The following is a 24,715-nucleotide window of genomic DNA, read 5'->3' as shown; positions in this document are numbered from 1 at the left end:
CGGCGCAATAACCCGCAACGGGGGGCACGTTGTCATGTCCGGCTTTGACATCGCACTACAGGTCGAATGCGAAATCTGCGGGTCGACGGACGTTTCCGTGCTCGGCGACGAGGACGCAAGAACGATGTTCGAGTTCGTCAGGGATGGCGCGGCGGGTCACAGAGGAGGCCTTGTAGCCTCAACAATGGTGGTCTCGTGTGCCGAGTGCGGTATAACTTACGAGTTCCAGTCCTGATTCGATGTGGCAGGAAAAAAGCGCGAAGACGGCAGTCCTCGCGCTTTTTTTATTTTCTTCTGGTCGGGCCAGAAGAAAGCTGGCCCGACCTCGGAGCTTAGAACTTGTGGCGGATACCCACGATTGCGATTTCCTGATGGCTGGTGCCGGCGTAGCCGTACGAACCAATGGATGCCTGGGCGGCTTGCGTCGTGCGCGTGCCAGTTGCCGCGTCGTACACCGACTGCGTGCCGCTCGCGTGTTGATAGGCGGCCATCGCGTAGAAGTCCGTGCGCTTGGACAGCGCATAGTCGGCACCCAACGAAGCCTGGTGATAGCTCGCTGACGTGTCGCCGCTCGCCTTCATGTACGTGTAGCCTGCACCCACGAGCAATGCGGGCGTGAGCTGGTACGCTGCGAAGACGTTGCCGATATTGTACTTCTCGGTCTCGCTGAAGCCGGACTTGCCGTCCGGGCTGTAACGCGCGTTGCTGTACGAGAGGCCGACCGTCGCGGAGCCGAAGACGTACTGACCTGCAACCCGCGCGATGCCGATGGAGTGTGCTGTCGAGTAGCCGTTATTGACGGGACTGTTGAAGAGCGAGTCGGAAGACGGGCTGTTCCAGCCTGTCGTACGATTTGCAGTTGGATTATTCGCGTAGAAGTAGCCTGCGGCAAGCGATACGGGACCGTTGTTGTACGTTGCTGCGCCGCTCCACGTCTGCCCCTGGCCTGTCGTGCCCGCGCCATTGCTGAAGCCGTAGAGGCCTTCGAGCTGGAACCCTGCATAGGTGGGCGAAACGTACTTCACTGCGTTGGACGTACGCAGGCTGTTGTCGTAGTTGTCGACGTCGCCCGGCGTCGCGAAGATGCCGCCGAAGAAGTTGTCGCCCGTGATGCCCTGCACCATGTCGACAAGCGGGTCGTACTGACGGCCGAGTGTGACAGTACCGTACTTGTCGCTGGTCAGTCCCACGAAGGCCTGACGACCGAACTCACGACCACCCTGGTTCAGTTTGCCGGTGCCCGGGTCAAAACCACTTTCCAACTGAAAAACCGCCTTCAGTCCACTGCCCAGGTCCTCGGAACCCTTGATACCCCAGCGGTTGCCGTTCATGTTGCCGTTAATCATCCCCACCTGTTTCTTGTTGCCATCAGCGTTGTGCACATAGCCGATGCCTGCGTCGACGATGCCGTAAAGCGTGACGCTGGATTGCGCGTTGGCTGCCACCGTGAAGCCAGCGAGCGCAATTGCGATAGGGGTCAATACGTACTGCTTCATATCTTCGTTCTCCAGATGTTTTACTTACGTCGGTAATGCGACCGTAAAGATAACGTGTCAGAACGATGGCGATAATTGGCAAAGTGAAGGGTGTATCAGGTGCGCTACGCAAAAATGAGCGTTTGTGCCGGTTGATAAAGTAGAAGCTGGAATCAGGAGAGCGTTAAATGCCTGTATTCATTGAACTCACCTTCCACCTGTCAGGCGCTGTTCGGAATGAGCGAAAAGACTATTCGTAAGCCAGGTCTTCCGGATAGAAGCTCGGCGATGTACGCTTCACTCAACCCTATCTCCTCGCAGTTGTTGTTGCCCTGGGCCAGGGACTTCGCGCTCTTCACGCGAAGTCCCGATTCTCCTCCCTCCGCGTCGTTACCGCCTGTCCAATTTTCAATCTAGGAAACTCCGCAATTTGCAGGGGAATCGACGCGAGTGTGAACGTGCTTTCCGTATGTTCTATTCGTTGTGGGCGAACACAGTATTCGTGCAACGGGACCTTACAACGTGGTTCTGCCCGAGATAAGATGCGGCCAGCCTAGGTGCTTCCCGCAAGTTGTCACCCGGGCCCGGGGTTCCGCTCACAAGGCGGCCCCCGCCTCAGTCCGCTTCTCTTGAGACGTTGGCTCTGTCCGCTCGCTGCATATGGCGCGTCCCTCCAGTTACCAGTCGTTGACTAGTCGCAATCGCCGCACCGACCTTCCCGTGTTCTTTAGAAAAGCAATACACACCGAACGGCGTCCGCTATGGCCAGAAGGATTGCCATCCCTATCGCGAGCACAGCGACACCGAAATAGAGAACCGACGCGACGATGGCGATGCGCAGCATTTTCGCGGGATAGAGGACGTTAATCGAGCGTATCCGTCGGCCGATAGCCCGATGCAGCCGGTTAATCGGTGTTCCGAGAATCGTGTTCGACATGGCGGATTTCATGATGTCACTCCAGAAAGCGGCAGGCCCATCCGATGCTCTGGATGGGCCTGCGTAATGCTCAACTCACAACTGCTCCGTTACTTCTGTGCGACTGCTGTTTGCACCGGAGCTGTGGGCGCTACCTGTCCCATGGCCGGCTGACCAGGTTGCGGCACAACGTCGCCCCATCCGCCACCAAGCGCGCGAATCAGGTTGACAGTGGACGCCGCCTGCACACCCTGCAGCTGCACCGCTGAGCGGCGAGCCTGCAGAACGGTACGCTCCGCATCGATGACGTCCAGATAGTTCACCGCGCCCTCGGTGTACTGCGACCGCGAGAGGTCCGCTGCACGTTGCGATGCCTTGACTGCTTCGTTCTGCGTTTTCGTCTGGTCTTCCAGGATGCGCATGTCCGACAGGTTGTCTTCGACTTCACGGAACGCTACGAGTACCTGCTGCCGGTAGTTGGCGACGTCCTCCTCGTAGACGGCGCGCGCATTCGCAAGGTTTCCCTTGCGGCGTCCACCGTCAAAAATCGGAATATTTAGCGCCGTACCGGCAAGTGGACCGAGCAGGAATGCGCGGCTGCTCCATTTGAAGAGGTCGCCAATCGTAGCCGATTCGAAGCCACCCGTACCAGTGATGGTGAGTGAGGGGAAGAACGCCGCCTTCGCGATACCGATGCGCGAGTTCGCCGCGGCCATCGAACGCTCTGCAGCGGCAATGTCCGGTCGACGCTCGAGCAGCGAAGATGGCAGGCCCGGCGGCACGCGCAGGTTGACCGGGCGAATCGGGTCCGCCGCCATCGAGAACTCGGCCGGTGCCTTGCCGAGCAACACGGCGAGGCTATGCTCAGAGGCGGCTCGAAGACGCTGCACGGTCATTGCATCCGACTGCGCAGTGGCCAGTTCCGCCTTAGCCCGCGAGAGGTCGAGTTCAGTGATTTCGCCTTCCGTATAGCGGCGCTGTACCAGCTTCAGGGCCTGCTGTCTGAGGTCAACCGCGTTCCTGAACACCTCGGACTCGGCGTCGAGCTCACGCAGCGCAAAGTAGTTCTGCGCGACGTCCGCCTGCAGGGCAAGCGTCACTGAGCGGAAGAGCGCCTCACTGCGCTGCGTGTCGGCACGGGCCGCGTCAACTGTCGACGCGACTCGACCGAACAGGTCCACTTCGTACGAAGCGCTGGCCTGAGCGCGCCAGAACGTCTGCTGAGGCACATTCGTGCCATCCGACTCGAAGAGCGACGCGGCTGAGACCCGCTGCCTCGTCGGACCAAACCCGGCGTCGAGCGACGGGAAGAGCCCAGCGCGCGCAGCCTGATTCATCGCCCGCGCTTCTTTCACGCGGGCTGCTGCGGATTTCAGGTTCTGGTTCGCATCCAGGGCCTGCTGTTCGAGGTCGTTCAGCTTCGCGTCCTCGAACACTTTCCACCATTCGCCGCGGGCGACGTCTTCCGACGGTTGCGCTGTCTTCCACGTGCCAGCTTCTTCCGGTGACAACGGCTGCTGCGGTGCCTCTTTGAAAGTCGCAGTAGTCGGTGTGGACGGCACGTCGTACTTCGGTGCCAGCGAGCAGCCGGCCAGAACCAGCAGGGCGCCCAGCAGGAACGAGCCGGTGAAACCCGTCTTCATTGAAAAAATCCCTTTCATGATGGTCTCCTTACTCCTGGAATGCCGGTTCGGGAGCCTTCGCGCCCGGTTTGGCAGACGGACCAGTTGAGCCGCCGCTGCCGCCATGCCCGCCATCGTTGTCGTCCGGACCGTGGATGTGCGGATGGTTGCCGTGCTTGTCCGTAAGCTGTTTACCGCCCGAGAGTTTGCGGAGAATCACATAGAACACAGGTGTGAGAATGAGGCCGAAGAGCGTCACTCCCAACATCCCGAAGAACACTGCGATACCCATTGCACGACGCATTTCGGAGCCGGCACCCGTGGACACGACCAGCGGAATCACACCCATGATGAACGCGATAGACGTCATCAGAATCGGGCGCAGACGCAGACGGCAGGCTTCAATCGCGGCCTGAACAATCGTGCGGCCCTGGATTTCCAACTCGCGTGCGAACTCCACAATCAGAATCGCGTTCTTCGCCGACAGCCCCACCAGCACCATCAGACCAATTTGCGTGAAGATGTTGTTGTCGCCACGCGTGAGCCACACCCCGAAGAGCGCGGACAGAATGCTCATCGGCACAATCAGCAGAATGGCGAGCGGCAACGTCAGGCTTTCGTACATGGCAGCCAGCACGAGGAACACAAGTAGCACGCTGATAGGGAACACCCAGAACGCGGCGTTGCCGGTCAGAATCTGCTGGTAGGTCAAGTCTGTCCATTCGAACTTGATGCCGCGCGGCAGGGTTTGAGCTGCGATGCGTTCAACCGCCGCCATAGCCTGGCCAGACGAATATCCCGGCGCGGGGCCACCGTTGATGTCTGCTGCGAGGAAGCCGTTGTACCGAATCACCGTCTCCGGGCCGAACGTCGGCGTCACCTTAATGAGCGACGACAGGGGCACCATCTCGCCTGCCGCATTGCGGGTCTTGAGCTGCAGAATGCTTTCAGCCGACGTGCGGAACGGAGCATCAGCCTGTGCACGCACCTGGTAGACGCGACCGAACTTGTTAAAGTCGTTCACGTACAGCGAGCCCAGGTAAATCTGCATCGTGTCGAACACGTCAGTCACCGAGACGCCCAATTGCTTGGCCTTCTCGCGGTCCAGCTCGACGTTCAGCTGCGGAACGTTAATCTGGTAGCTCGAGAACGAGGGGCCGAGTTCAGGCGCTTTTGCTGCTGCAGCGAGGAATGCCTGCACTGCCTTGTTCAGCGCTTCATAACCCAGCGCGCCGCGGTCCTCAATCTGCAGCTTGAAGCCGCCGATAGTACCCAGACCCGACACCGGAGGAGGCGGGAAGGTCGCAATCATTGCGTCCTTGATGCCGGCATATTCCTTGTTCAGGTTACCGACAATCGCCGCTGCCGATTCATCCTTGCTGCGCTCCTTCGAGGGACTCATGACCGGGAACACCAGGCCGCTGCTCGACGAATTCATCAGGCCGGTAACGTTCAGGCCCGGGAATTCCGGCGAGTGCACGACACCAGGCTGTTTGCGGGCAATGATGCCCATCTCATGAACGACTTTTTCTGTCCGGTCGAGCGATGCACCCGGGGGCAACTGCAGAATGCTAACGAGATAGTCCTTGTCCTGACCCGGCACAAAGCCGCCGGGCACAATCTTGCCGAACAGGAACGTGCCGCCCAGCAGGACACCATAGACGACCATCATCGCGGCCTTGCGATTGATGATGCCGCCGACACCCTTACCGTACGCTTCCGAGCCACGATGGAACACCTTGTTGAACACGTTGAAGAACGGTCCAAGAATGCGGTCCATGATTCGGGTGAGCCAGTCCTTCGGCGCGTGATGGTCCTTCAGCAGCAGCGCTGAAAGCGCGGGCGACAGTGTGAGCGAGTTGAACGCCGAGATGACGGTCGAAATCGCAATCGTCATGGCGAACTGCTTGTAGAACTGACCCGTCAGGCCCGACATGAATGCCAGCGGCACGAACACGGCTACGAGAGTCAGTGCAATGGCGATAATCGGCCCACTCACTTCCCGCATCGCTTCGTACGAAGCCTCAAGTGGCGTCAGGCCCGCAGCGATGTTCCGCTCGACGTTCTCCACCACCACAATCGCATCGTCGACCACAATCCCGATGGCCAGAACCATGCCGAACAGGGACAACGCATTGATGGTGAAGCCGAATGCCAGCATCAACGAGAACGTGCCCACAATCGACACGGGCACTGCCAGCAACGGAATCAGCGATGCGCGCCAGGTCTGCAGGAAGACGATGACGACGATAACGACAAGGACGATAGCCTCAAACAGAGTGTGAACGACCGCGTCGATACTTTCCCGGACAAACTGCGTTGGGTCATAGACAATCTTCGCTTCAACGCCTTCGGGCATGTCCTTCTGCAACTCTGCCGTGATTCGGCGAACATCGGTCGAAATCTGAAGCGAGTTCGCGTTGGGCTGCTGGAAGATGATGAGCTGCACGCCCGGCTTACCGTCGAGGCTCGCTCGCAGTGCATACTCTGCGGCACCCATTTCCACGCGTGCCACATCGCTCAGATGCGTCACCGCGCCGTCTGGGGATGTCTTCAGGATGATGTTGCGGAACTCTTCTTCGGTCTTCAGACGGCCCTGGGCGTTCACGCTCAGTTGCATCGGAACGTTGGTCGTCATCGGAGCGCCGCCGACGATGCCCGCCGCGACCTGAACATTCTGCTCGCGGATTGCCTTCACGACGTCGGTCGCCGTCAGGTTCTGACGGGCCACCTTCGTCGGGTCAAGCCAGACGCGCATGGAGTAGTCGCCTGCGCCCCACATCGCGACTTCGCCGACGCCGGGGACCTGTGCAAGCCGGTCCTTGACATTAATAAGGGCGTAGTTGCGCAGATAGGTGAGGTCGTAGCGTCCGTTGGGCGATACGAGGTTCACACCCATCGTCAGGGTAGGCGACGACTTAATGGTATTTACACCAAGGCGCTGCACGTCCTCCGGAAGACGAGGCATGGCTTGCGACACGCGGTTCTGCACGAGTTGCTGTGCCTTGTCCGGGTCAGTGCCGAGCTTGAACGTCACGGTCGTCGTCATGTTGCCGTCGCTGTTAGCCTGCGACTGCATGTACAGCATGTTTTCGACGCCGTTAATCTGCTCTTCGATTGGAGAGGCAACGGTTTCGGCAATGACCTTCGGATTCGCGCCAGGATACTGTGCGCGTACCACAACCGATGGCGGCACAACTTCCGGATATTCGGCCGTTGGCAATTTTGTCAGCGCGATGAAGCCCGCCAGCACAATCACCACCGACAGAACGGCCGCAAAGATTGGCCTGTCGATGAAAAATTTTGAGATGTTCATGGTGACCTTCTCGCGTTGTTACGCTACGGATTTGGCAGCGTCGGCCATGTTGACCATGTGCGGGCTGACGGTGTCGCTCGGCTTGGCGTGCATCATGCCGTTCACGACGATGCGCTCACCCGCCTTGAGTCCCGAGGTCACGACGCGAAGGTTGTCGTGCAAGGAGCCAAGCTGAACTTCCCGGTAGACGACCTTGTTCGTGCCATCCACAACCAACACAAATTTCTTCGCCTGGTCGGTGCCCACGGCGGCATCGTCAATCAGAATGGCCGGATGCGGTTCGCCACCGCCAACCTTGACACGCGCGTAGAGACCCGGAACGAGTGCGCCGTCCGTGTTTTCGATAGTGGCGCGGACGCGGATGGTGCCGGATGACGTGTCGAGCCTGTTATCAACCGACGTAACCGCACCTTTGCGCGAATATCCGTCTTCATTCGCAAGACCCAGCGACACCGGGACCTTGGTGTTGCGGTCGCGGCCCAGGTATTGCAGATACGTCTGCTCGTCTACATCGAACGAGGCGTAAATCGGCGACACGGAAACCAGCGTCGTAAGCAAGGGCGCGCTTGCACCAATCGAAACAACGTTACCGACAGTCAGTTCCGCACGTGATACGCGGCCGGTCACCGGGGCGGTGATTTTGGTGTATCCGAGATTGACCTGTGCGGCCTCCAGGGCGGCTTCTGCAGCTTTCACACCTGCGGCAGCTTCGCGAGAGGCATTCTGCTTTTCGTCGTAGTCGCGCTTTGCGATGGCATTGTCGGCCAGCAGGCGGTCAGCTCGTGCAGCATCGGTCGACGTGTAAATCGCACGAGCCTTGGCTGCTGCAACCTGTGCCGCAGCGCGGTCGACTTCGGCCTGGTAGGGGCGCGGGTCAATCGTGAAAAGCGGGTCGCCTTTCTTCACCAGCGCGCCATCCTTGAAGTGAACGGCGACAATAGTGCCGGGAACGAGCGGGCGGACATCGACGTGGTCAATGGCTTCGAGACGGCCGGAATAGCTTTGCCAGTCCGTGATGGTCTGCGAGAGGACGGTCGCGACGTCCACCTGGGTAGCTGGTGGCGGCGCGTCAGCGGCCTGAGCTGCACTCACCGGACCTGATGTGGTCCCGTGGGTGAAGCCAATGCCGGCGACTGCGCCGACAACTGCCAGCGCACCGAGCGCGGCAGTAAGTCGTTTGTGATTGGTGAGCATGAGTAGTACTCCTTATAGATGCAAAGTGGTCTGTAAAAACGTGACAGGTTTGAATTTCAGTTCATAACCGTCTCGGCCTTACATCCATCACTGGGTGTAGAGCGTTGACGGAAGTATGGACTCCGTGTTTCTGGTTATAAAGTAGCGAACAGTGGTTTCTTTGTATCCGTCGGAGCGACAATATGGTCAGGCAATCAATCGCGCGCGAGCCGCTTGCGCAGGAACTCGACAACATCGTTAAGCGCCGGCGCATGTGAGATGAGCTCACCATGGCAGACCCCGCCATGGCGCGTCATCTCAACGGGTACGCCCGCCGTAATAAGCTCCCGCGCATAGGTTTCGCCATCTCCCCGCACGAGGTCCTGTTCCGCAGTCGCTATCAACGTCGGGGGCAGGGTGCTAAGGCGTCGTGATTCGAGCGGCGCTGCATAAGGGTGGATACGGTGGTTTGCGCTTGGCAGGTACGCTCGGTACGAGCGCGCGCAATCCTCCGGGGCAAGGTCGTTCCTGCCAGAGCGCTGCCCCTCCACCAGTCGGGTCATGCTCGGGTCTAGCATTGGCGCGAGTAGTGCCTGGCCCGACAGGCGACGCACGCCCCGGTCGCGAGCGATGGCGGCAAGTCCCGTCGCGATGTTGCCTCCAGCGTCGTGTCCGACCGCGGCAATGCGGTTCGAGTCTGCGCGATACTCGCGAGCGCTATCCACTGCCCACTCGAGAGCCAGATGGGCGTCCTCGGTCGCGGCTGGAAACGGGAACTCTGGCGCGAGCGAATAACCCACGGCAATGACCCATGCCGGGATTCTTGCTGCAATGAGCGAGGCAGGCTTGCTAGCCTCGTTCAGTGAGCCCTTGACGAAGCCACCGCCGTGGAAATACAACACGATTGGCATACCGCTGTGAGCGCACGGATTGAAGCTGCGCAACATGATGTCTTGCGCATGCCCTGCAATCGTGATGTCCGAGATGTCCAGCCTGGCTTTCATCAAAGTGTCTGCGCTATGCGCCAAAGATAAAGGAGGTTTAAGCAGCCGGAATTTTGCATACATCCGGTAGCCAGATAAACATCTCACTTTCGATAAGACAATTCGGTCGTAGCGAATTGTGCTGTCAAAGAACGCGCGCCACATGGCAACGCTCCGCGGCCTTGCCAGACCGCTTACATCGGCGCCATATCCCTGCTGCGCGCACCCGGTGCCCGCGCTGATTCCAGCACGTGACCCGCAGCGTTGGAGGCTTGGCGATGCTTGACGTATTGGGCAATACCGGACGGAAGCACGTTGTCAGCGCGAAGCAATTGACAGTTCTCAAACAGTTCGGCAACCCATTCGACGAACACTCGGACCTGTGGGGATAGGTGACGATTCTGTGGATATACCGCCGAAATCGGAAACGGGCTGGGTCGCCATTTCCCGAGCACTTCAATTAGGGCGCCTGATTCCAGATGGGGCTGCGCAAGGAAGTGAGGCACCTGAATGAGCCCGAGGCCTCGCAATCCGCACTGGAGGTAAGCATCGCCATCATTGGCGGCGAGCTTCGAGCGCATGCGGACTTCGACAGGCTTGCTGTCGACGATGAAATCCATCTCCACAATGCGGCCGTTGCGACTGGAGAAATAGTTAACAGCGGTGTGCGTCTCTAACTCCGCGAGTGATGCCGGAGCGCCATTGCGGGCGATGTATTCGGGACTTGCTACGGTGACAAACTCCGATACGCCGACCCGACGTGCAACAAGCGTGGAGTCCTGCATCGGGCCCATGCGGATGGCGCAGTCCACACTGTCCTGAATAAGGTCTACTGCCTTGTCTCCGACGCCGAGCATGAGGTCAATATCCGGGTATCGGGAGTGGAACTCATCCAGCGCTGGAACGACTAAAAGGCGTCCGATTGACCCCGGCATATCGACTTTGAGCTTGCCTCGCGGGGCGGACGCCCGTGAAAACGAGCTCTCGGAATCTTCGACCTCGGCGAGGATGCGCGAGCAGCGCTCATAGTAAGCGGCTCCGTCCGGAGTGAGGCTGATGCGGCGGGTCGTGCGATTGAGTAGCCTCACCTTCAGGTAGGCCTCAAGAGCCTGGATAATGGTCGTCACCGACGAACGCGTCATGTGCAGGGAGTCGGCAGCACCGGAAAAGCTGTTGGTGTCGACTACCCGCGTGAAGACCTGCATCGCTTGAAGTTTGTCCATGATTCTCACTTAAGGCAATTACGCTGGGCGGCTTGTTCTGCGCCGCTGCAGTCATTCGGATGCGCCGGGTACGTCGCAGCGGGCTCGTCGCGATAGGCGCTCAATCTCGCTGGCGAGCTCTTCGATATAGGAGTCCTCCAGGCCGCACTCAAACAAAGCCTCGCGCAGCTTCAGCAGGTACTCGGTATTGCTTCCAAACTTTCCTGTTGCGGTGCCGATGAGCGGAGCGACGGTTGCCACGCTTGAATCCGCCTCAAACTGTTCGCGACATTCATCTGCGACAAAGGCAAGTGCATGGGTCTCGGTACCGTCGCCCAGCGTTATGGATGCCCACGTTGGCCTGTAAGACCCAAGCACCATCTCCCGAATCCAGATGAGCCGAAGCTCTTGGTCCAGCATTGCGTCCGGTAACTTCAGCGCGACGCCGTTCGTGTGGCCGCCCGGCCGCAGCGCGAGCATGCGCCCCGGCCCATCGGGGCTCCCTCGACCTGCAACCATGCGCAGGCAAAAGCTTCGGTGCCAACCGTGCAATGTTGCCGTCTGCCTTTTCTCGAACTCGACCATCGGGTTCCACATCAGGGAGCCGTAGGCGAAAATCCAAGTGTCATCCGCATCGGTCGGCCTCGCCTGCAGGGTTTCTGTGAGCGAACTGTGGATTCGCTCCAGGGTCCACAGGTTCGGCAGCGCCTCGAAATGTTCGAAGTACGCGCCTGAGCTAATCGCCTCTCTTGTCAACATCGCCATTGCCCCGTCACCTTCTAAGTTGCTGGGGCAATGCACGACGGCGCTGGTAGACGCCTCAGAAAACATGTCCCCACGTTTGGCGACAGTATGACGGCGGCGTAATGCCAGATAAACACTCCTACGGGAGACGCTTTGGCCACTCAGGAGCGACAATCGGACGCCGTTCAGCCGTCACGGACCTGCTCGAGCGCTGACGTGAGAATCATCGCGTCACTGTTCGCGGGGGGCGTACTGCCGCGTGTCTGAGGGCGATATACGGCGTCGCCTCGTCTGATGTGTGCGCCTGACAGTGCGCATCTCCCCGAGCGGCGGGCAAGTCCGGGTGTCCAAACCTGTTCTTCGTAATTGCACAAGGTCGGGTCGTGCCAGGAAAGGCATACGCGAGAGTTGGCCATGTGCTCCAGCACCGTCAGGTTGAAGGTTTTCATCTGGGAGTCGCCCGCTGCGCGCCGCGAAGGTGGGTATCGATACTCCGGCTGGGCGAACGGACTGAAGGAGCCGTCAGGCGGCTCAGAAAACCGCTGGAGAGCGGCCAGCGTTCGTAGCCAGGGGTCCTTTTCAGCAACGGAGGCATCGGTGGGTCGCCGCCGGCCGACTCTGCCGCGTCCATGTGAAAGTCCGATGAGCGCCGCTTCGGCGGGCGGGTGCGCAATTGAAGGCTGGTGAGGCCGGGAATCGTCGGATTCAGCAGGTGATTCCGAAAGACTGGGAACCGTTTGAGTGTTCAACATCATTTCCTCTCGTCCAGAGTTAATGCCGTTATCGAACAACCAATGTGATGCAGCGCACCTACTGAAGACAGACCTGCTGGTAGTCCACCGTTCGTCTGTAGACGCTTCTTTGAAGCCAGCTGACGAACGTGTACTCGACGTAGGCGTTGGCGCCGATGAATATCCAGTTATGCAGAGTTTGTGACACGGCTAGTTCCTTGAAGCAGTAATGCGTCGGTTAAGGGAAGTAAGGCCAAGCACGGCTGCGAGCGGAAAGCAAACCGGCTTGCCATTTCGCGGGCAGCAACTGAAGGGAACGGAGTGGACCTACGAGAATCCGTAGAGCCCTGAGAGGTGCGCTATCGCGATGACTGAAGGGTAGGTACGGCGAGGCGGGGAATCTATTCTACGGTGGGGTACGGCATTGCCGCGAAGGCGTAATCGGGCTATACAGCCGTATAACGTAATGGCGCAGGGCGACTCGTGCGCGGGCACAAACTTCGCGGGGAAACGAGTAGCCGGAGATGCACCGCGCTTATACGTTTGTATATTATGGAGTCTGTATGCGTTGCACAGAAAAGTCATTTCCTCTCAATAAGGTAAGGATGGGGAAGGCCGTCTAAACGAGGCTGGTGCGAGTTGCCGGGCTAGAGGTCAGGCGACCCGCCGCAGGAGGAAGCGTGGGCGGGAATATCGGTTCATCGGACAAGAGAAGTCAGTGGGGCTATCTGTTGCGACTATGGATTGGCGGCAGCGTCATCCTTTGCGCCATGGCCTGGCTTTGCCTGAACCTTCATCTCAGGATTGCCACCACAGGCTTCTGCATGCTGATTGTCATCGTGCTGCTATCTTTGCTGGACAGTTTCATTTCATCCGCGATTTTTTCAGTCGTCGGCGGTCTGCTGCTGAACGTCTACTTCACGCCGCCGATTTATAGCCTTGCAATCGATAAGCCGCAGGACATCCTGCCAATATCGGCCTTTTTCATTACTTCGATTGCTATCACCTCGCTCGTTCGGCGTATCAGAACATCCGAGCGTTTGCAGCGGGAGCAGGCGAGACTCCTGGACCTGACTCACGATACTGTCTTCGTGCGTGACCGGCAGGACGTGATTACGTACTGGAATCATGCGGCGGAGGTGCTCTACGGATGGGGCAAGGAAGAAGCTGTAGGAAAGGTCGTCGACAACCTGCTCAAAACCGTCTTTCTCGCGCCGCGAGAAGAAATACAACAGGTACTGGCACGCGATGGATACTGGGAAGGCGACCTTGTGCATACCAAACGCGACGGTTCCGCAGTTATCGTGGCGAGCCGCTGGACGCTTCAGCACGACAGTCGGGGAGAGCCCTGCGCAACCCTGGAAACGAACAACGATATAACGCGGCGCAGGCAGGCCGAAGAACTCGTCAGGAAAAGTCAGGCGCAGTACCTTGCCGAAGCCCAGCAACTAAGCCATACGGGAAGCTTCGGTTGGAACATCGCCTCAGGTGAGCTTTTCTGGTCTGAGGAGGCGTTCCGGATTTTTGAGTGTGACCCCACCCATGTGCCGACGCTTGAGATTGTGCGTGAGCGGCTTCATCCGGAGGACCTCCATATCTTCGAGCGCATGCTCTCGCAGGTGAGCGGCACGGCGGATGATTTTGACATCGAGCACCGTCTCGTTTTCCCGGACGGTCGGGTAAAGCATCTGCACGTGGTCGCACATGCTGCCGACGCTGTGGGCGGCAACCGTCAGTTCATTGGTGCAGTGATGGACGTGACGGACGCGCGGGAGACTGAGACTCAACTTCGGCAGACGCAAAGTGAGCTCGCCCGTGCCAGCCGTATTTCGGCTCTGGGCGAGCTTAGCGCCTCAATTGCCCATGAAGTCGGACAGCCGCTTGCGGCCATCATCACGAGCGGCGAAGCCTGCCTGCGCTGGCTGCATCGTGACCCGCCCAACATGGAGGAAATCGAAGGCTGTGTGACCGAGATGACCAGCGAGGGCACACGGGCAGCCGAAATAGTCCAGCGGGTGAGAAGACTGATGAAGGGCGCACCGCCCGAACACGCGCCGGTGGAAGTTAACAAACTGGTCGACGAGGTAGTCGCTCTCACTAAAGGCGAGATGGAGAGCCATGCGTGCTGCCTCGTGTTGCGCCTCGCGCCCGAGATGCCGCTCGTGCTGGGTGACCGCGTGCAGCTCCAGCAGGTGCTCATCAATATCATCATCAATGGATTACAGTCGATGGCCACGATACCGGGCAAGCATCGGCTGACCGTGAGCTCCTCGACCGACGGTGACAACAACGTTGTACTAGCCGTGCGCGACAGCGGCCCGGGCATCAGCGCGGTGAATCTCCCACGACTCTTCGATGCCTTCTTTACCACCCGTACTACCGGCATGGGCATGGGGCTCGCAATCTGCAACTCGATTATCGAGGCGCATGGCGGTCAGATTCTGGCCTCCAACAACACCGAAGGCGGCGCGACTTTCAGCGTCATTCTGCCCACGGCTCAAGCGTCTATTGCCACAGCCTGACAGGAAACGAGCGGATGTTGTCGGGTACAACCCGCTTATACAATCGTATCATCGCGCCAGTCGCGTGCGTAAGGTAGTCTTTAAGTTACGAGACTACGGGTGCTCCAACGCCCGCGGTATTCACTGGGAGAGACGTAGGGGCCGCGATTTTGCAAACAACTCCTGTTGTATCCATTGTCGACGACGACCAGGCAGTGCGTCGTGCGCTTGGGAGCCTTGTGCGCTCACTCGGCTGGGAGGCGCGCCTCTTTGAGTCAGCCGAAGCTTTCCTTGCGTCCGGGGAGGCTGCTGCTTCGGCCTGCCTGATTTCGGACATCCGGATGTCTGGCATGTCCGGAGTGGAAATGCATGAACGCCTCGTTGCCCAAGGCGCGGCGCCGGCAACCATCTTTATCAGCGCGTATCCGACGCCTGCGTTGCAGGCGAGAGCGGCGGGTAATGGCGCTCTCGTCCTTCTTCAGAAGCCATATCAGCCATCTGCGATGATGCATTGGCTCTCTGTCGCAATCGGCTCACCATAAGCGTCGCTACGTGGTTGCTATTGCCTGGTTCCACTCGTTCCTGGCGAGGGGCGAGCTTCGTGTGGTTCGATGCCGAGCGCCTCTGCTTTGCGAACAAGGTCCGGTAGAGAGCGCGCGTTGAGCTTGCGCATCACCTGACCCCGGTGAACCTTAACTGTGATTTCGCTCACGCTCATTTCCGAAGCAATTTGCTTGTTAAGCAGGCCGGCAAGGAGGAACGGCACCACCTCTCTTTCGCGAGGCGAGAGGGTCTCATAGGACGCCCGCAGTCCGGCCAACGCATGTTCAGATTGAAGCCGCGTGGCGTCGCGGGCCAGCGCCTGACCGATGGCGTCGAGCATGTCCTGGTCGCGGAATGGCTTGGCAAAGAAGTCCATCGCGCCGGCTTTCATCGCCTTGACGGTCATCTCGATATCACCGTGCCCGGTCATGAATACGACGGGAATACTTAGTCCCCTTTGTAAAATTTCCTGCTGGAAGGTCAGACCGTTTTTATTGCGTAGGCGGACATCAAGGATGAGACAGCTTGGCACTGGCGGGCGCGGGTGCTGCAGAAATTCCTCAGGAGAGGAGAATGTTTCGACGTGCATGTCGACGGAGCGCATGAGCGTCGCAAGTGCGCGACGTACCGGTGCTTCGTCGTCGACGACGTAGACAACGGCGTCATGCCAATCAGAGGTGCTGGAAGACTTCACGGATGGTTGAAGAACAAGTCCACTGGACATCTGGCCACACTCCAGCAAGACAGCAGGAGTTCGTTTAACGCTTGGCGGCTTCCTTTTGCGTTTACCTATTCTCCCCGTTCAAGCAAGTGAAGTATAGAACGGCAATACCGTCGGTTGCATCCTGCGCCGGTCAAATATTACGAATGCATTACATAGATTGGACGGTGCGCGTCGTAACTCAGGATTTGTTAATCCTGCGACAATGACGGTCGGTGGTCCATGACGGACTCGGACCCCTCTCTTATTTTCGGGAGGCTGCAATGGCAAAGCAGCGCGGAACGACGGCTTCTCCGGAAACCGGTCTAGAGCAGGCGGGTTCAGTAGTCGGGGCCGGCGATGCTTCGGCATCAGTCAGCGTCGATGGCGCTGTGCGCGTTGCGACATGGAGCGCCGCGACCGACACCTATGCCCGGGAGTTCGCCCACCTGTTCAACGTGGAAACGGCACACACGCTTACCACGACCAGTTTGAAGACGGCACAGCTGACCGCCACTCATATGTGTTCGTCCGTGCATGGGCTAGGGAAAAGCGCGCCAATGCCGACCGAGGATGCATATATCCTCTCGCTGCAATTGCAACACTCGGGCGGGGCGGAGCTTTGGAAGCGAGGGCGACGGGTGCCGACAGAGCCGTACGCTCCGGGTTCAATAATGCTGGGCCATCTGTCCGATGAGCCGGTAGCGAACCTGCCGGACCCCTTTGAGTGCATACTTTTTCATATTCCACGCCCCGCCTTTGACGAACTCTGCGGGCTGTCTGCTTTGCCGCCAGTAGGGGAGCTGGATGACGTCGACCGGATAATTGACCCCGTCTTACACCACCTGGGCCTGGCTCTCGTTCCCGCGATGGCAGACCCGCAGCTTGCCGGAAGTCTTTTCTTTGACCATGTCGCGCATGCCATGTACGAACGGCTTGCTACTACGTACGGACGCTTTCGGGGGCCTTTGCCTCCGCGCTGCCGTGTGCTCTCGAAGACGCAGGAGCGCATAGCTAAGGAATTGCTCGTTGCGGACCTGCTGGTCGAACCACCGCTGAGTGACATTGCAATGGCGTGCGGGCTGTCGGTACGGCAGTTCGTTGACGCATTTCGCAGCACAACAGGGATGCCCCCGTTCCGGTGGTTGCGCGCCTACCGGATAGAGCGCGCGAAGGAGCTGCTTCGTCGCAGTTCCTTCTCGCTCGCGGAAATCGGCGCCGCCTGCGGGTTTTCCGACCAGAGCCATTTCACGAGGGCGTTCTCGGCGGCAACCGGAACTACACCGGGTGGGTGGCGCCGTGCATGTGGTGCCTAGGGTCGCCAATTGCACCCGGCTGCGGGGCGAGTTCCCGAAGAATCCAGTGAACCAGGCTCATCAGCTTACGCCGCGGCTTTGAGTCCCGAAGATAGACGAGGTTGATTGGCCGGGGTGTCGGCAGATACGAGTCCAGTATGCGCACAAGACGCCCCCTCGCGATGTCCTCAGCAAGCAGCACTTCGGGTTGAATGATGACCCCAGCGCCTGCTATAGCGGCTGCACGTAACGCGTGCCCATCGTTGGTCGACAGGGTTGTCTTTTGGGGCCACGCGTACTCCGTGTCACCAACGTACCATACGTGACGAACCTTGAAAGCGAGGTGGCCGAGGCAATGGTGTTCTTCCAGCTCGGCCACTTTTCGAGGCACGCCGGCGCGCTCAAGGTACTCCGGCGATGCGCAGATGACCATCTCGTATGGCTTGAGTGGACGCGCAACAAGATGAGAGTCGGCGAGTGGCCCGATGCGTACGGCAAGGTCAAACCCCTCTTCAATCAGATTCACGCGTTCGTTGTTGAGCACCAGCTCCACATGCACGTTGGGGTGCGCAAGTGAGTAGGAGGCCAGCAGCGGCGCGATGGCAGCGCTACCTAGTGTGTCAGGGGCACTTACGCGCAGGCGCCCCTGTGGAGTAGCCTGCATGTTCTCAATCGTGTCCTCTGCGATTTTCACTTGGTCGAGAATCGCACGTGCCGCTTTGTAGAAAGCAGCGCCAGCGTCAGTGAGATTTTGTCGCCGCGTACTCCGATTCAGAAGACGAGCTCGAAGGTGGTCCTCGAGTTGCTGGATTGTTTTGCCGACCATCACGCCAGACAGGTTGAGAATCTGTGCCGCGGCGCTGAACGTCCCCGTGTCGACCACGGCGACAAACACCTCCATGCTTCGCAATCTGTCCATGTTCCTAACTTCCAGTTAGATGTTTTCTAATCAAGCGCTACTGGTCTGGCATCGCGTCGAAGTCCACAATCCACCGGTACATTCAATGGAGACTCAGGTGAAAGTTCTCGTATTCGGCGGTACCGGCACGATAGGCAAAGCAATCATGAGCGAGCTCAAGCATCACGAGCTCATTAGCGTCGGCAAGACACGCGGCGACCTGCAGGCGGACATTACGGAGGACGCGAGCATTGCCGCTCTGTTTGAGAAAGTTGGCCGGGTTGACGCCATCGTTTCTGCAACCGGACATGTGCACTTCGGTCCGCTCACAGATACTACTGCGGAGCAATTCAGCTTTGGTCTTGTGAACAAGGTCCTGGGCCAGGTCAGACTCGCCCTCATCGGCCAACAGTACCTCAATGACGGCGGCTCGATAACGCTAACAAGTGGTATCTGCTCTCACGAACCTATCGCTCAGGGCAGTAACGCCACAACGGCCAACGCAGCCGTCGACGCGTTCGTGCTGGCTGCGGCTACGGAATTGAGGCGTGGCCAACGCATTAATGCCGTGAGTCCGTCCATCGTGACTGAATCGGTCGCTGCCTATGGACCATTCTTTCCGGGATTCCAGGCGGTCAATGCTGCACTGGTAGCAAAAGCATTTCACCGTAGTGTCGACGGTGCGCAAACTGGGCGCACGTATCGCGTCTGGTAAGCGGTTCTCACGAGAAACTCCGTGCAGCATCCGTCGAGTCAACCTTAGACGTCTTCCTGTGTACATTGTCCATCTAAGTCGCGACTGCAATTGTTTGTCATTTCGAAAAATATAATTTTTACAAGACGAATTGACCGACTCATTCAGCGACCGACAGGGCGAGTCATCCGCAAGATAGCTTGCCTTGTCCATCCACCTTTTCATTCTGCTCGTTCGCACGACGACAGACGCGACTAACTGAGCGTATTGTTCGCGCGTTGCGAAATGAGAATTCGGCTGTAACTGCACCCTAAGCGGACTAGCATCCATTAGAGTGCGGCGCTTCTAGTCCAAAAGTGAATCGGCAATACTGTGAAGTCCAGGCTCTTCTCGCCGCTGACACTCCGCGGAACCACGCTCCCCAATCGAATCGTTGTTAGCCCTATGAGCCAGTACTCTGCGCATGAGGGACTGGCGAATGACTGGCATCTCGTGAACTATGGGAAGTTCGCGCAAGCTGGTGTCGGCATGGTCATGGTCGAGACCGCCGCGGTCGAAGCACGCGGTCGGGTGACACATGGTGACTTGGGACTCTGGTCCAATGACCATGTTGCGCCGTTAAGTCGCGTCGCAACTTTCATTCGGTCGCAGGGAGCGATACCAGGGATTCAGCTTGGTCATGCTGGAAGGAAGGGGAGCATTCAACGTCCGTGGGAAGGGTATGGCTTCCTTACTGAAACGGATGCGCTTCGAGGAGAATTACCTTGGCGCACAATCGCGCCTTCGGCACTACCTGCAGCAAAAGGATGGCCGGAACCCGCAGCAATGAGCGACGTGCAAATGAGGGAAGTTACTGCTGCCTGGGAGGCAGCTGCGCGACGGGCGGCCCGCGCGGGCTTCGAGGTGTTGGAGATTCATTGCGCGCACGGATACCTTCTGCATGAATTTCTTTCGCCGATTGCTAACCTGAGAGGCGATGCCTACGGCAGAGGCGCCTCGGGGCGTGTGACTTATCCGCTTGAAATCGTGAAGCGCCTTCGCGCCGTATGGCCCTCAGACAAACCACTCATGTGCCGCGTTTCGGCTATCGATGGTTCCGACGGTGGTTATGGCATTGACGATACCGTTGAATTTGCTCGTGAGTTAAAAAATGCCGGTGTCGACGTCGTCGCTTGTTCATCTGGTGGCATTTCCGGGCTGGCTACCCTGGCTAACAGGTTGCAACATGGCCTTGGCCATCAGGTCGCCTATGCGGAAAAAATTCGCAGGGAAGCACGAGTTTCTACGATGGCCGATGGACTCATAGCCGACCCGGTTCATGCCGATGGCGTGCTTGAGAGTGGGCAGGCCGACTTGATTGGCATCGGTCGTGAGGCGCTCTACAACCCCAACTGGGCGCTTCATGCACGCCAAGTGCTCGAAGCTGACGGGTTCGATGCGTGGCCCCGACAATACGGTTGGTGGCTGAGTAACCGCGCGAACGGCTTGGGCGCGCTGCATACACCCGAGACGTAGGGGCCGGAGGAATAGGTTTTGCAGCCCGGCCGCCCAGCGGCCTCAGCGCGCGACGCAGTTCTTGAAAACTCACATATGGAAAGCCGTTGAGGGCTGGGTTATCCGTTCAATCTTCGCCAAGCCGCTTCCTCTTCTGTCCTGCATCGCGCGCCACTTTCCCGTCCGACCACCGGTCTTCCTTGGCGCTACCACGGTTGAGGTCCGTCGGCGCGTTATTCCCAAAAAATATTTTTACTTGCTGCCGCGTGCGTCGGCGACACTAAATCATTGAGTAATCTATCCGTAATTAAAAAGTAAGATTTGTCGGGCGTTATGGATGCGCTCTTGAACTGGCGATGACTTTCTTTGATTACCCATGGCGGCTCAAGTCGAAAGTCGGACGTTACTTACTAGGCCAACGGACAGATACATGACGTCAATTTACGATACACCGGGGATGCAATCCGCGGTGCAGTCAATCATCAGCGGTTCGACGGGCTCCAACGCTGACATTTCAGGGATTGTCACCGCGCTCGTGAACGCAAAGGTTGCGGGGCAGGCAAGCAGCATCGCCGGGCAGCAGGCATCCAGACAGACGCAGACTTCAGCGATTGGCAAGCTCAAGTCAGCGCTCGCGGCGCTGCAGGAAGCCTCGAAGTCGCTCGCCGACGGTACGGCGCTCAGTGGGCTGGCCACGAAGGCCGATGGCAAGGGTGTCGCCGCGTTGGCCGGCAAGGGTGCCGTCGCCGGCAGCTACGACATCACCGTCGACAACATCGCAACCGCGCAGACTATCAGTTCCGGCGCGTTTGACCCGAAGGCAAAGCTCGGCGAAGGTACGCTGAAGCTTACCGTTGGCGGCAAGGACATCTCCATCGAAATCACGGACAAGAACAATACGGTTGCGGGCATCGCATCGGCGATTAACGCGGCGGCCAAGGGCTCCGGCGTTACGGCGACGGTCGTCACAGGCGCAGATGGCGCGCATCTTGTGCTGCGCTCCACTGAGACCGGCGTTGGCAACAGTATCTCGATGTCGGCCAACCTCGCAGAGGATAGTGCTGATGCTGGGCTGTCCAAACTGAATGTCGCGTCAGCCACCAGTACTGTCGACCCGAAAGACCCGACAAAAACGGTTTCCCCGTACACCACAGTCGATGGGAGTTCCGGCTGGACGCAAAGCGTCGCCGGTCAGGACGCGTCGTTCACCATTGCGGGCACCCGCGTCTACAGCGCGAGCAACAGCGTTGAAAACGCTATTGCGGGCGTGACGCTGTCTCTGGGCGCTGAGGCCGTCGGCACAACGCAAACGTTGTCGATAACCCGCGACGTCACTATCCAGAAAGCGTCTGTCACTGCGTTTGTCGCCGCGTACAATAATTTCGTGAGCACAGCGGCAGCACTGACGGCGTTCGACCCCTCGCAGAAAAAGGGCTCACAAGGCGCTGCGCTCCTCGGCGACTCGATGCTTAACGGCATTCGCAACGAACTCGCAGCGGTCATCGGAAAAGGCGTTTCTTCGTCGAACGGCGCGCTCACCCTGGGCTCGATTGGCGTCTCGATGAAAGACGGAATGCTGTCGATTGACGATGCCGCTCTCACTTCCGCCCTCACTAACTTTCCGGACAAAGTCGCGGCGCTTTTTGACTCCAACAACGGCATTGCAGCCGCTGTGATGAGTCGTGTCGATGCCTACGTCAAGAAGGACGGCATTATCGATAGCCGACTGAGTTCGATTGATAGCGAGATGAAATCGCTGTCTGCGCAGAAGGCGCGGCTCGACACCTACGCGGACCAACTGACCAAACAGTATGGCGCGCAGTTCACGGCGTTGAATACGCTGATGGCGCAGATGAATAACAACGCGAACTATCTCACGGCGCTCTTTGGCAATGGAAATACATCCGGCGCGCTGAACGCCCGCTAGACATAGCACTTCTTAGTCGCAGTACTGACGGACGTCCCGCGGCGCAGGCGGCGGGACGGTGGCCTTCTGCAGCCATTTTCCTGGCACGTATGTCATCGGGGTTCTGAATGACCAGCAGTCTTTTGAATATCGGCCTGAGCGGGCTGAACGCGGCTTCGTGGGGTCTTCAGACCACCGGGCAGAACATCAGCAACGTGGCGACGCCAGGGTACTCGCGTGTGCGTCCGATAACCCGTCGAGCCTCGCCGCACGCCAAACGGTGATGAGCAAGGCGCAGGTGCTGGTCGACCAGTTCCATGCGGCTGGCGAGCAGTACGCACAACTGCGCTCCAGCACGAACACGCAGATTAGCGGTGCGGTAAACGTCTTCATCGAAGGGCGGTTCGACGAGTGGCAATTGTGGCAAAGCCGGCGAAATTTTTCTCGTCAACCTGCGTAAGGCTGAGCTTGACATCGTTGTCACTCAGAATATCGAGTCCTGGCGCACAGCGCTGTCGAGCGTCAAAGGTATCTACCTCATCACCGACCGAAGCAACGGAAAGCTCTATGTGGGTAAGGCTGACGGCGAAAGCGGAATCTGGCAGCGTTGGTCCACATATGTCTCCAATGGCCACGGAAACAATGTGGCCCTCGTCAAGGAACTAGGTTCGGCGAGTCCGGAGCGGAAGGACGACTTCAGCTTATCGCTTTTGGAGATAGCGGACATCCAGTCGACAAGCGAGGAAATCGCAGGGCGGGAAAATCACTGGAAGGAGGTCTTGGGAACAAGGAACCACGGCTACAACCGAAACTAATGCTCCTCCGTAATGAGCGGCTTGCTCCATGCGCCGCCTGTGTGATGTAGAAGAAAGCGCGCATGCCGCGCGAATTGCCCTGATGGACCAAAACGAGCAGCGACAGAAAACATGACCCAACGCCTCATCGACCTCCGGGCAATGATTGAGTTCTACGACGAGAACGAGGATGCACGCGAGCATTCCAACGCCGTCAAGATGCTAGCGCACGAGGAGTTCGCCATCGCGCTTTTTTGCCATTACATGAAAGCAGACGGAAGAACAGCTGAACGCATTCCAGGTTCCTGCCTTCCCGTAACGGGTAAGACGGGCAAGAGGCTGGATGCATGGGTCAAGGTTGAGGACCCGGTCCATGGGCCTGTTTTCTACCAGACTGAGGTGAAATCGGCATCATTCCACGGGTATAGGAGTGGCAAGGCCATCCCTTGCGATTCTGAGCCTTCCGAACTGCAAAAGCGCATGCGAAAAGAGTTCGACGCATGCTGGAACAAAGAAACAGGACGCTTTAACGATTTGGGCTTGGACAAGGTGCTGCATAAGATGCGCAGAAAGGAACTCGGCCCTAAGGGCGAGCAGGCGGAAATTCGACCGCTCGCCTGTCTGTGGGCTCCGATGCACCCGGAGTGGAACATGACAAGCTCCGCGCCGTTTTTCAAAGTGGACGGGGTCAAGGACGCGGAAGAATTCGGGAGCGTATGGATTTTCTCCGCTTCCGCGTGTCTGCGGCAGTATCGTCACAACGACATCGAGGAACTCGTCCTGGATTTGCCGAAGCTGGCGAAAACGCAGAAATTCTTCGACGGAATTTACAGGCGACCGGAGGAAAAGGGGGCGTGAAACGCAGACGTAAAGGTTTGTCAGCCTTCAGATGCTAAAGAACCAGCGAGTCACTCCCGGCGTGGCTTTTCCAGAACGGTATATCGACCGTAAATGATAAAAGTCAGGCTTGAAGGCGTAGCGTTTGTCGCGACAGTCGCGACAGTCGCGCGGCGATGATGCCGCCAATCGCGCCACCGAGATGGCTTTGCCACGACACGTCAGGATAGAGGGGCAGCGCGCCGAGCAGCATACTCAATCCATAGCTACTGACCACGAACAGGGCGATGAGAATCGAGAGGATGCCGCGCGTGTAGAAGCCGCGTGCAACGAGATAACCGGCATAGCCGAACATCAAGCCGCTCGCGCCGATGTGCACAGAATAAGGCGCGCCGAGCAGCCATGCACACAATCCCGCGCCGAGCATGGCGCCGACCGTCGCCTGCCAGAAGTTGGTGATGCGCGGCCACATCGCGAGCCAGCCGAGCACGAGCAAGCCGCCCGTATTGGCCGCTATATGCCAGAGCCCGGCGTGCAGCCACGGCGCGAACAGGATGCCCTGCAGGCCGCCAAGGGTGCGCGAGACAACACCGTGACGGTTCAGGTGCAGAAAAGGCATTAAAACCGACAGAAAGAACGTCGCCCACATCGAGCCGACAAAGAGGGCCAGCAGCGCAACCCGGGCCTTGAGCTGGTCCACGAACGAACCAGCGGCTCGCGATGGGGTGGTTGAAGCACTGGGTTGCGACATCTCCAACTCGTCCGGGGCGGTATGGGTGGGTTAGCTGCAGATTGGTTCGGCGCAGGTGCCCCGGTGGAGTTGTGCGAGTAAGCCGCTCATCGTGCCGATATTGAAGGTCGATTATCTAATCTGCATATTAGGACGTATGG

Annotated in this window: 22 protein-coding genes and 1 pseudogene; 10 read left to right on the top strand and 13 right to left on the bottom strand. The window is 58.7% G+C overall.

Going from position 1 to position 24,715, the window contains the following annotated elements; genetic code table 11:
• Window positions 1-332: 332 nt before the first annotated feature.
• The 10 genes from NE850_RS12025 to NE850_RS11980 all read right to left on the bottom strand — a co-directional run bounded on the left by NE850_RS12025 (window position 333) and on the right by NE850_RS11980 (window position 12,370).
• The gene (locus NE850_RS12025; protein WP_165185279.1) at window positions 333-1,496 is read right to left on the bottom strand and encodes a porin; all 1,164 of its coding nucleotides are present in this window, start codon (window positions 1,494-1,496) and stop codon (window positions 333-335) included.
• Between the two features lie 706 nt (window positions 1,497-2,202).
• Window positions 2,203-2,424 carry a hypothetical protein gene (locus NE850_RS12020; protein ID WP_165185281.1) on the bottom strand — a complete coding sequence of 74 codons (222 nt, stop codon included), beginning with the start codon at window positions 2,422-2,424 and terminating at the stop codon, window positions 2,203-2,205.
• A gap of 77 nt (window positions 2,425-2,501) precedes the next feature.
• Window positions 2,502-4,052: an efflux transporter outer membrane subunit gene (locus NE850_RS12015; RefSeq protein ID WP_165185282.1), complete on the bottom strand. Its 1,551-nt coding sequence runs from the start codon at window positions 4,050-4,052 to the stop codon at window positions 2,502-2,504.
• A gap of 10 nt (window positions 4,053-4,062) precedes the next feature.
• Window positions 4,063-7,329, bottom strand: a complete 3,267-nt coding sequence (locus NE850_RS12010) for an efflux RND transporter permease subunit (protein WP_165185284.1) — start codon at window positions 7,327-7,329, stop codon at window positions 4,063-4,065.
• An 18-nt stretch (window positions 7,330-7,347) separates the two neighbouring features.
• Window positions 7,348-8,523, bottom strand: coding sequence for an efflux RND transporter periplasmic adaptor subunit (locus tag NE850_RS12005; RefSeq protein WP_165185285.1), 1,176 nt, complete (start codon window positions 8,521-8,523; stop codon window positions 7,348-7,350).
• Window positions 8,524-8,717: 194 nt separating this feature from the next.
• Window positions 8,718-9,650, bottom strand: coding sequence for an alpha/beta hydrolase (locus NE850_RS12000; RefSeq protein ID WP_232064118.1), 933 nt, complete (start codon window positions 9,648-9,650; stop codon window positions 8,718-8,720).
• A 29-nt stretch (window positions 9,651-9,679) separates the two neighbouring features.
• The gene (locus NE850_RS11995; protein ID WP_165185287.1) at window positions 9,680-10,708 is read right to left on the bottom strand and encodes a LysR family transcriptional regulator; all 1,029 of its coding nucleotides are present in this window, start codon (window positions 10,706-10,708) and stop codon (window positions 9,680-9,682) included.
• A gap of 51 nt (window positions 10,709-10,759) precedes the next feature.
• Window positions 10,760-11,446: a gamma-glutamylcyclotransferase gene (locus tag NE850_RS11990; RefSeq protein ID WP_165187396.1), complete on the bottom strand. Its 687-nt coding sequence runs from the start codon at window positions 11,444-11,446 to the stop codon at window positions 10,760-10,762.
• Window positions 11,447-11,616: 170 nt separating this feature from the next.
• Entirely contained in the window at window positions 11,617-11,880 is a 264-nt protein-coding gene (locus NE850_RS39460) for a DUF3331 domain-containing protein (RefSeq protein ID WP_405044826.1), read from the bottom strand.
• A gap of 361 nt (window positions 11,881-12,241) precedes the next feature.
• Window positions 12,242-12,370, bottom strand: a complete 129-nt coding sequence (locus NE850_RS11980) for a hypothetical protein (protein WP_310698801.1) — start codon at window positions 12,368-12,370, stop codon at window positions 12,242-12,244.
• A gap of 472 nt (window positions 12,371-12,842) precedes the next feature.
• Between NE850_RS11980 and NE850_RS11975 the strand changes: the two genes are divergently transcribed.
• Window positions 12,843-14,684: an ATP-binding protein gene (locus tag NE850_RS11975; RefSeq protein WP_310698800.1), complete on the top strand. Its 1,842-nt coding sequence runs from the start codon at window positions 12,843-12,845 to the stop codon at window positions 14,682-14,684.
• Between the two features lie 149 nt (window positions 14,685-14,833).
• Window positions 14,834-15,205 carry a response regulator gene (locus NE850_RS11970; protein WP_310698799.1) on the top strand — a complete coding sequence of 124 codons (372 nt, stop codon included), beginning with the start codon at window positions 14,834-14,836 and terminating at the stop codon, window positions 15,203-15,205.
• Window positions 15,206-15,222: 17 nt separating this feature from the next.
• On the opposite strand, the gene NE850_RS11965 is transcribed toward NE850_RS11970, so the two are convergent.
• Window positions 15,223-15,930 (bottom strand): response regulator, encoded by a 708-nt coding sequence (locus NE850_RS11965; RefSeq protein ID WP_310698798.1) that lies wholly within the window; start codon window positions 15,928-15,930, stop codon window positions 15,223-15,225.
• A 260-nt stretch (window positions 15,931-16,190) separates the two neighbouring features.
• Between NE850_RS11965 and NE850_RS11960 the strand changes: the two genes are divergently transcribed.
• On the top strand, window positions 16,191-17,222 hold the full coding sequence (locus NE850_RS11960) for an AraC family transcriptional regulator (protein WP_310698797.1): 1,032 nt from the start codon (window positions 16,191-16,193) through the stop codon (window positions 17,220-17,222).
• On the opposite strand, the gene NE850_RS11955 is transcribed toward NE850_RS11960, so the two are convergent.
• Entirely contained in the window at window positions 17,185-18,120 is a 936-nt protein-coding gene (locus tag NE850_RS11955) for a LysR substrate-binding domain-containing protein (protein WP_310698796.1), read from the bottom strand. The two genes, NE850_RS11960 and NE850_RS11955, sit on opposite strands and share 38 nt — an antisense overlap.
• A 97-nt stretch (window positions 18,121-18,217) precedes the next feature.
• Here NE850_RS11955 and NE850_RS11950 point away from each other — a divergent pair, with 97 nt between their 5' ends.
• The 7 genes and pseudogenes from NE850_RS11950 (at window position 18,218) to NE850_RS11925 (ending at window position 23,845) form a co-directional block, all read left to right on the top strand.
• A complete protein-coding gene (locus NE850_RS11950; protein ID WP_310698795.1) occupies window positions 18,218-18,814 on the top strand; it encodes a short chain dehydrogenase in 597 nt (198 codons plus the stop codon).
• 351 nt (window positions 18,815-19,165) lie between these two features.
• On the top strand, window positions 19,166-20,308 hold the full coding sequence (locus NE850_RS11945; protein WP_310698794.1) for an NADH:flavin oxidoreductase/NADH oxidase: 1,143 nt from the start codon (window positions 19,166-19,168) through the stop codon (window positions 20,306-20,308).
• A 409-nt stretch (window positions 20,309-20,717) separates the two neighbouring features.
• Entirely contained in the window at window positions 20,718-22,214 is a 1,497-nt protein-coding gene (gene fliD, locus NE850_RS11940; RefSeq protein WP_310698793.1) for a flagellar filament capping protein FliD, read from the top strand.
• 107 nt (window positions 22,215-22,321) lie between these two features.
• Window positions 22,322-22,459, top strand: a pseudogene (locus NE850_RS11935) (flagellar basal body protein); the annotation flags it as partial.
• Window positions 22,460-22,476: 17 nt separating this feature from the next.
• The gene (locus NE850_RS11930; protein WP_310698792.1) at window positions 22,477-22,653 is read left to right on the top strand and encodes a hypothetical protein; all 177 of its coding nucleotides are present in this window, start codon (window positions 22,477-22,479) and stop codon (window positions 22,651-22,653) included.
• The gene (locus NE850_RS39455) at window positions 22,631-23,008 is read left to right on the top strand and encodes a GIY-YIG nuclease family protein (protein ID WP_197740244.1); all 378 of its coding nucleotides are present in this window, start codon (window positions 22,631-22,633) and stop codon (window positions 23,006-23,008) included. Before NE850_RS11930 ends, NE850_RS39455 begins: the two co-directional genes overlap by 23 nt.
• 111 nt (window positions 23,009-23,119) lie before the next feature.
• Window positions 23,120-23,845 carry a hypothetical protein gene (locus NE850_RS11925; RefSeq protein WP_165185292.1) on the top strand — a complete coding sequence of 242 codons (726 nt, stop codon included), beginning with the start codon at window positions 23,120-23,122 and terminating at the stop codon, window positions 23,843-23,845.
• A gap of 103 nt (window positions 23,846-23,948) precedes the next feature.
• Here NE850_RS11925 and NE850_RS11920 read toward each other — a convergent pair whose 3' ends face one another.
• Complete coding sequence (locus NE850_RS11920) at window positions 23,949-24,575, bottom strand: rhomboid family intramembrane serine protease (RefSeq protein WP_165185294.1); 627 nt, start codon at window positions 24,573-24,575, stop codon at window positions 23,949-23,951.
• Window positions 24,576-24,715 lie beyond the last annotated feature (140 nt).

This window comes from Paraburkholderia sp. USG1 (assembly GCF_031570135.1).
GTDB classification, from domain to species: domain Bacteria; phylum Pseudomonadota; class Gammaproteobacteria; order Burkholderiales; family Burkholderiaceae; genus Paraburkholderia; species Paraburkholderia dioscoreae.
The sequence above is the reverse complement of the archived record's forward strand: the minus strand, read 5'-3'. Positions and strand labels throughout refer to the sequence as shown.

Coding starts and splice junctions, on each gene's coding strand:
- NE850_RS12020 (WP_165185281.1), bottom strand. CDS start 2,424: ATGAAATCCGCCATGTCGAACACGATTCTCGGAACACCGATTAACCGG.
- NE850_RS11990 (WP_165187396.1), bottom strand. CDS start 11,446: ATGTTGACAAGAGAGGCGATTAGCTCAGGCGCGTACTTCGAACATTTC.
- NE850_RS12000 (WP_232064118.1), bottom strand. CDS start 9,650: ATGTGGCGCGCGTTCTTTGACAGCACAATTCGCTACGACCGAATTGTC.
- NE850_RS11930 (WP_310698792.1), top strand. CDS start 22,477: ATGAGCAAGGCGCAGGTGCTGGTCGACCAGTTCCATGCGGCTGGCGAG.
- NE850_RS39460 (WP_405044826.1), bottom strand. CDS start 11,880: ATGAAAACCTTCAACCTGACGGTGCTGGAGCACATGGCCAACTCTCGC.
- NE850_RS12005 (WP_165185285.1), bottom strand. CDS start 8,523: ATGCTCACCAATCACAAACGACTTACTGCCGCGCTCGGTGCGCTGGCA.
- NE850_RS11965 (WP_310698798.1), bottom strand. CDS start 15,930: ATGTCCAGTGGACTTGTTCTTCAACCATCCGTGAAGTCTTCCAGCACC.
- NE850_RS11955 (WP_310698796.1), bottom strand. CDS start 18,120: ATGGACAGATTGCGAAGCATGGAGGTGTTTGTCGCCGTGGTCGACACG.
- NE850_RS12025 (WP_165185279.1), bottom strand. CDS start 1,496: ATGAAGCAGTACGTATTGACCCCTATCGCAATTGCGCTCGCTGGCTTC.
- NE850_RS12015 (WP_165185282.1), bottom strand. CDS start 4,052: ATGAAAGGGATTTTTTCAATGAAGACGGGTTTCACCGGCTCGTTCCTG.
- NE850_RS11920 (WP_165185294.1), bottom strand. CDS start 24,575: ATGTCGCAACCCAGTGCTTCAACCACCCCATCGCGAGCCGCTGGTTCG.
- fliD (WP_310698793.1), top strand. CDS start 20,718: ATGACGTCAATTTACGATACACCGGGGATGCAATCCGCGGTGCAGTCA.
- NE850_RS11925 (WP_165185292.1), top strand. CDS start 23,120: ATGACCCAACGCCTCATCGACCTCCGGGCAATGATTGAGTTCTACGAC.
- NE850_RS11995 (WP_165185287.1), bottom strand. CDS start 10,708: ATGGACAAACTTCAAGCGATGCAGGTCTTCACGCGGGTAGTCGACACC.
- NE850_RS11960 (WP_310698797.1), top strand. CDS start 16,191: ATGGCAAAGCAGCGCGGAACGACGGCTTCTCCGGAAACCGGTCTAGAG.
- NE850_RS12010 (WP_165185284.1), bottom strand. CDS start 7,329: ATGAACATCTCAAAATTTTTCATCGACAGGCCAATCTTTGCGGCCGTT.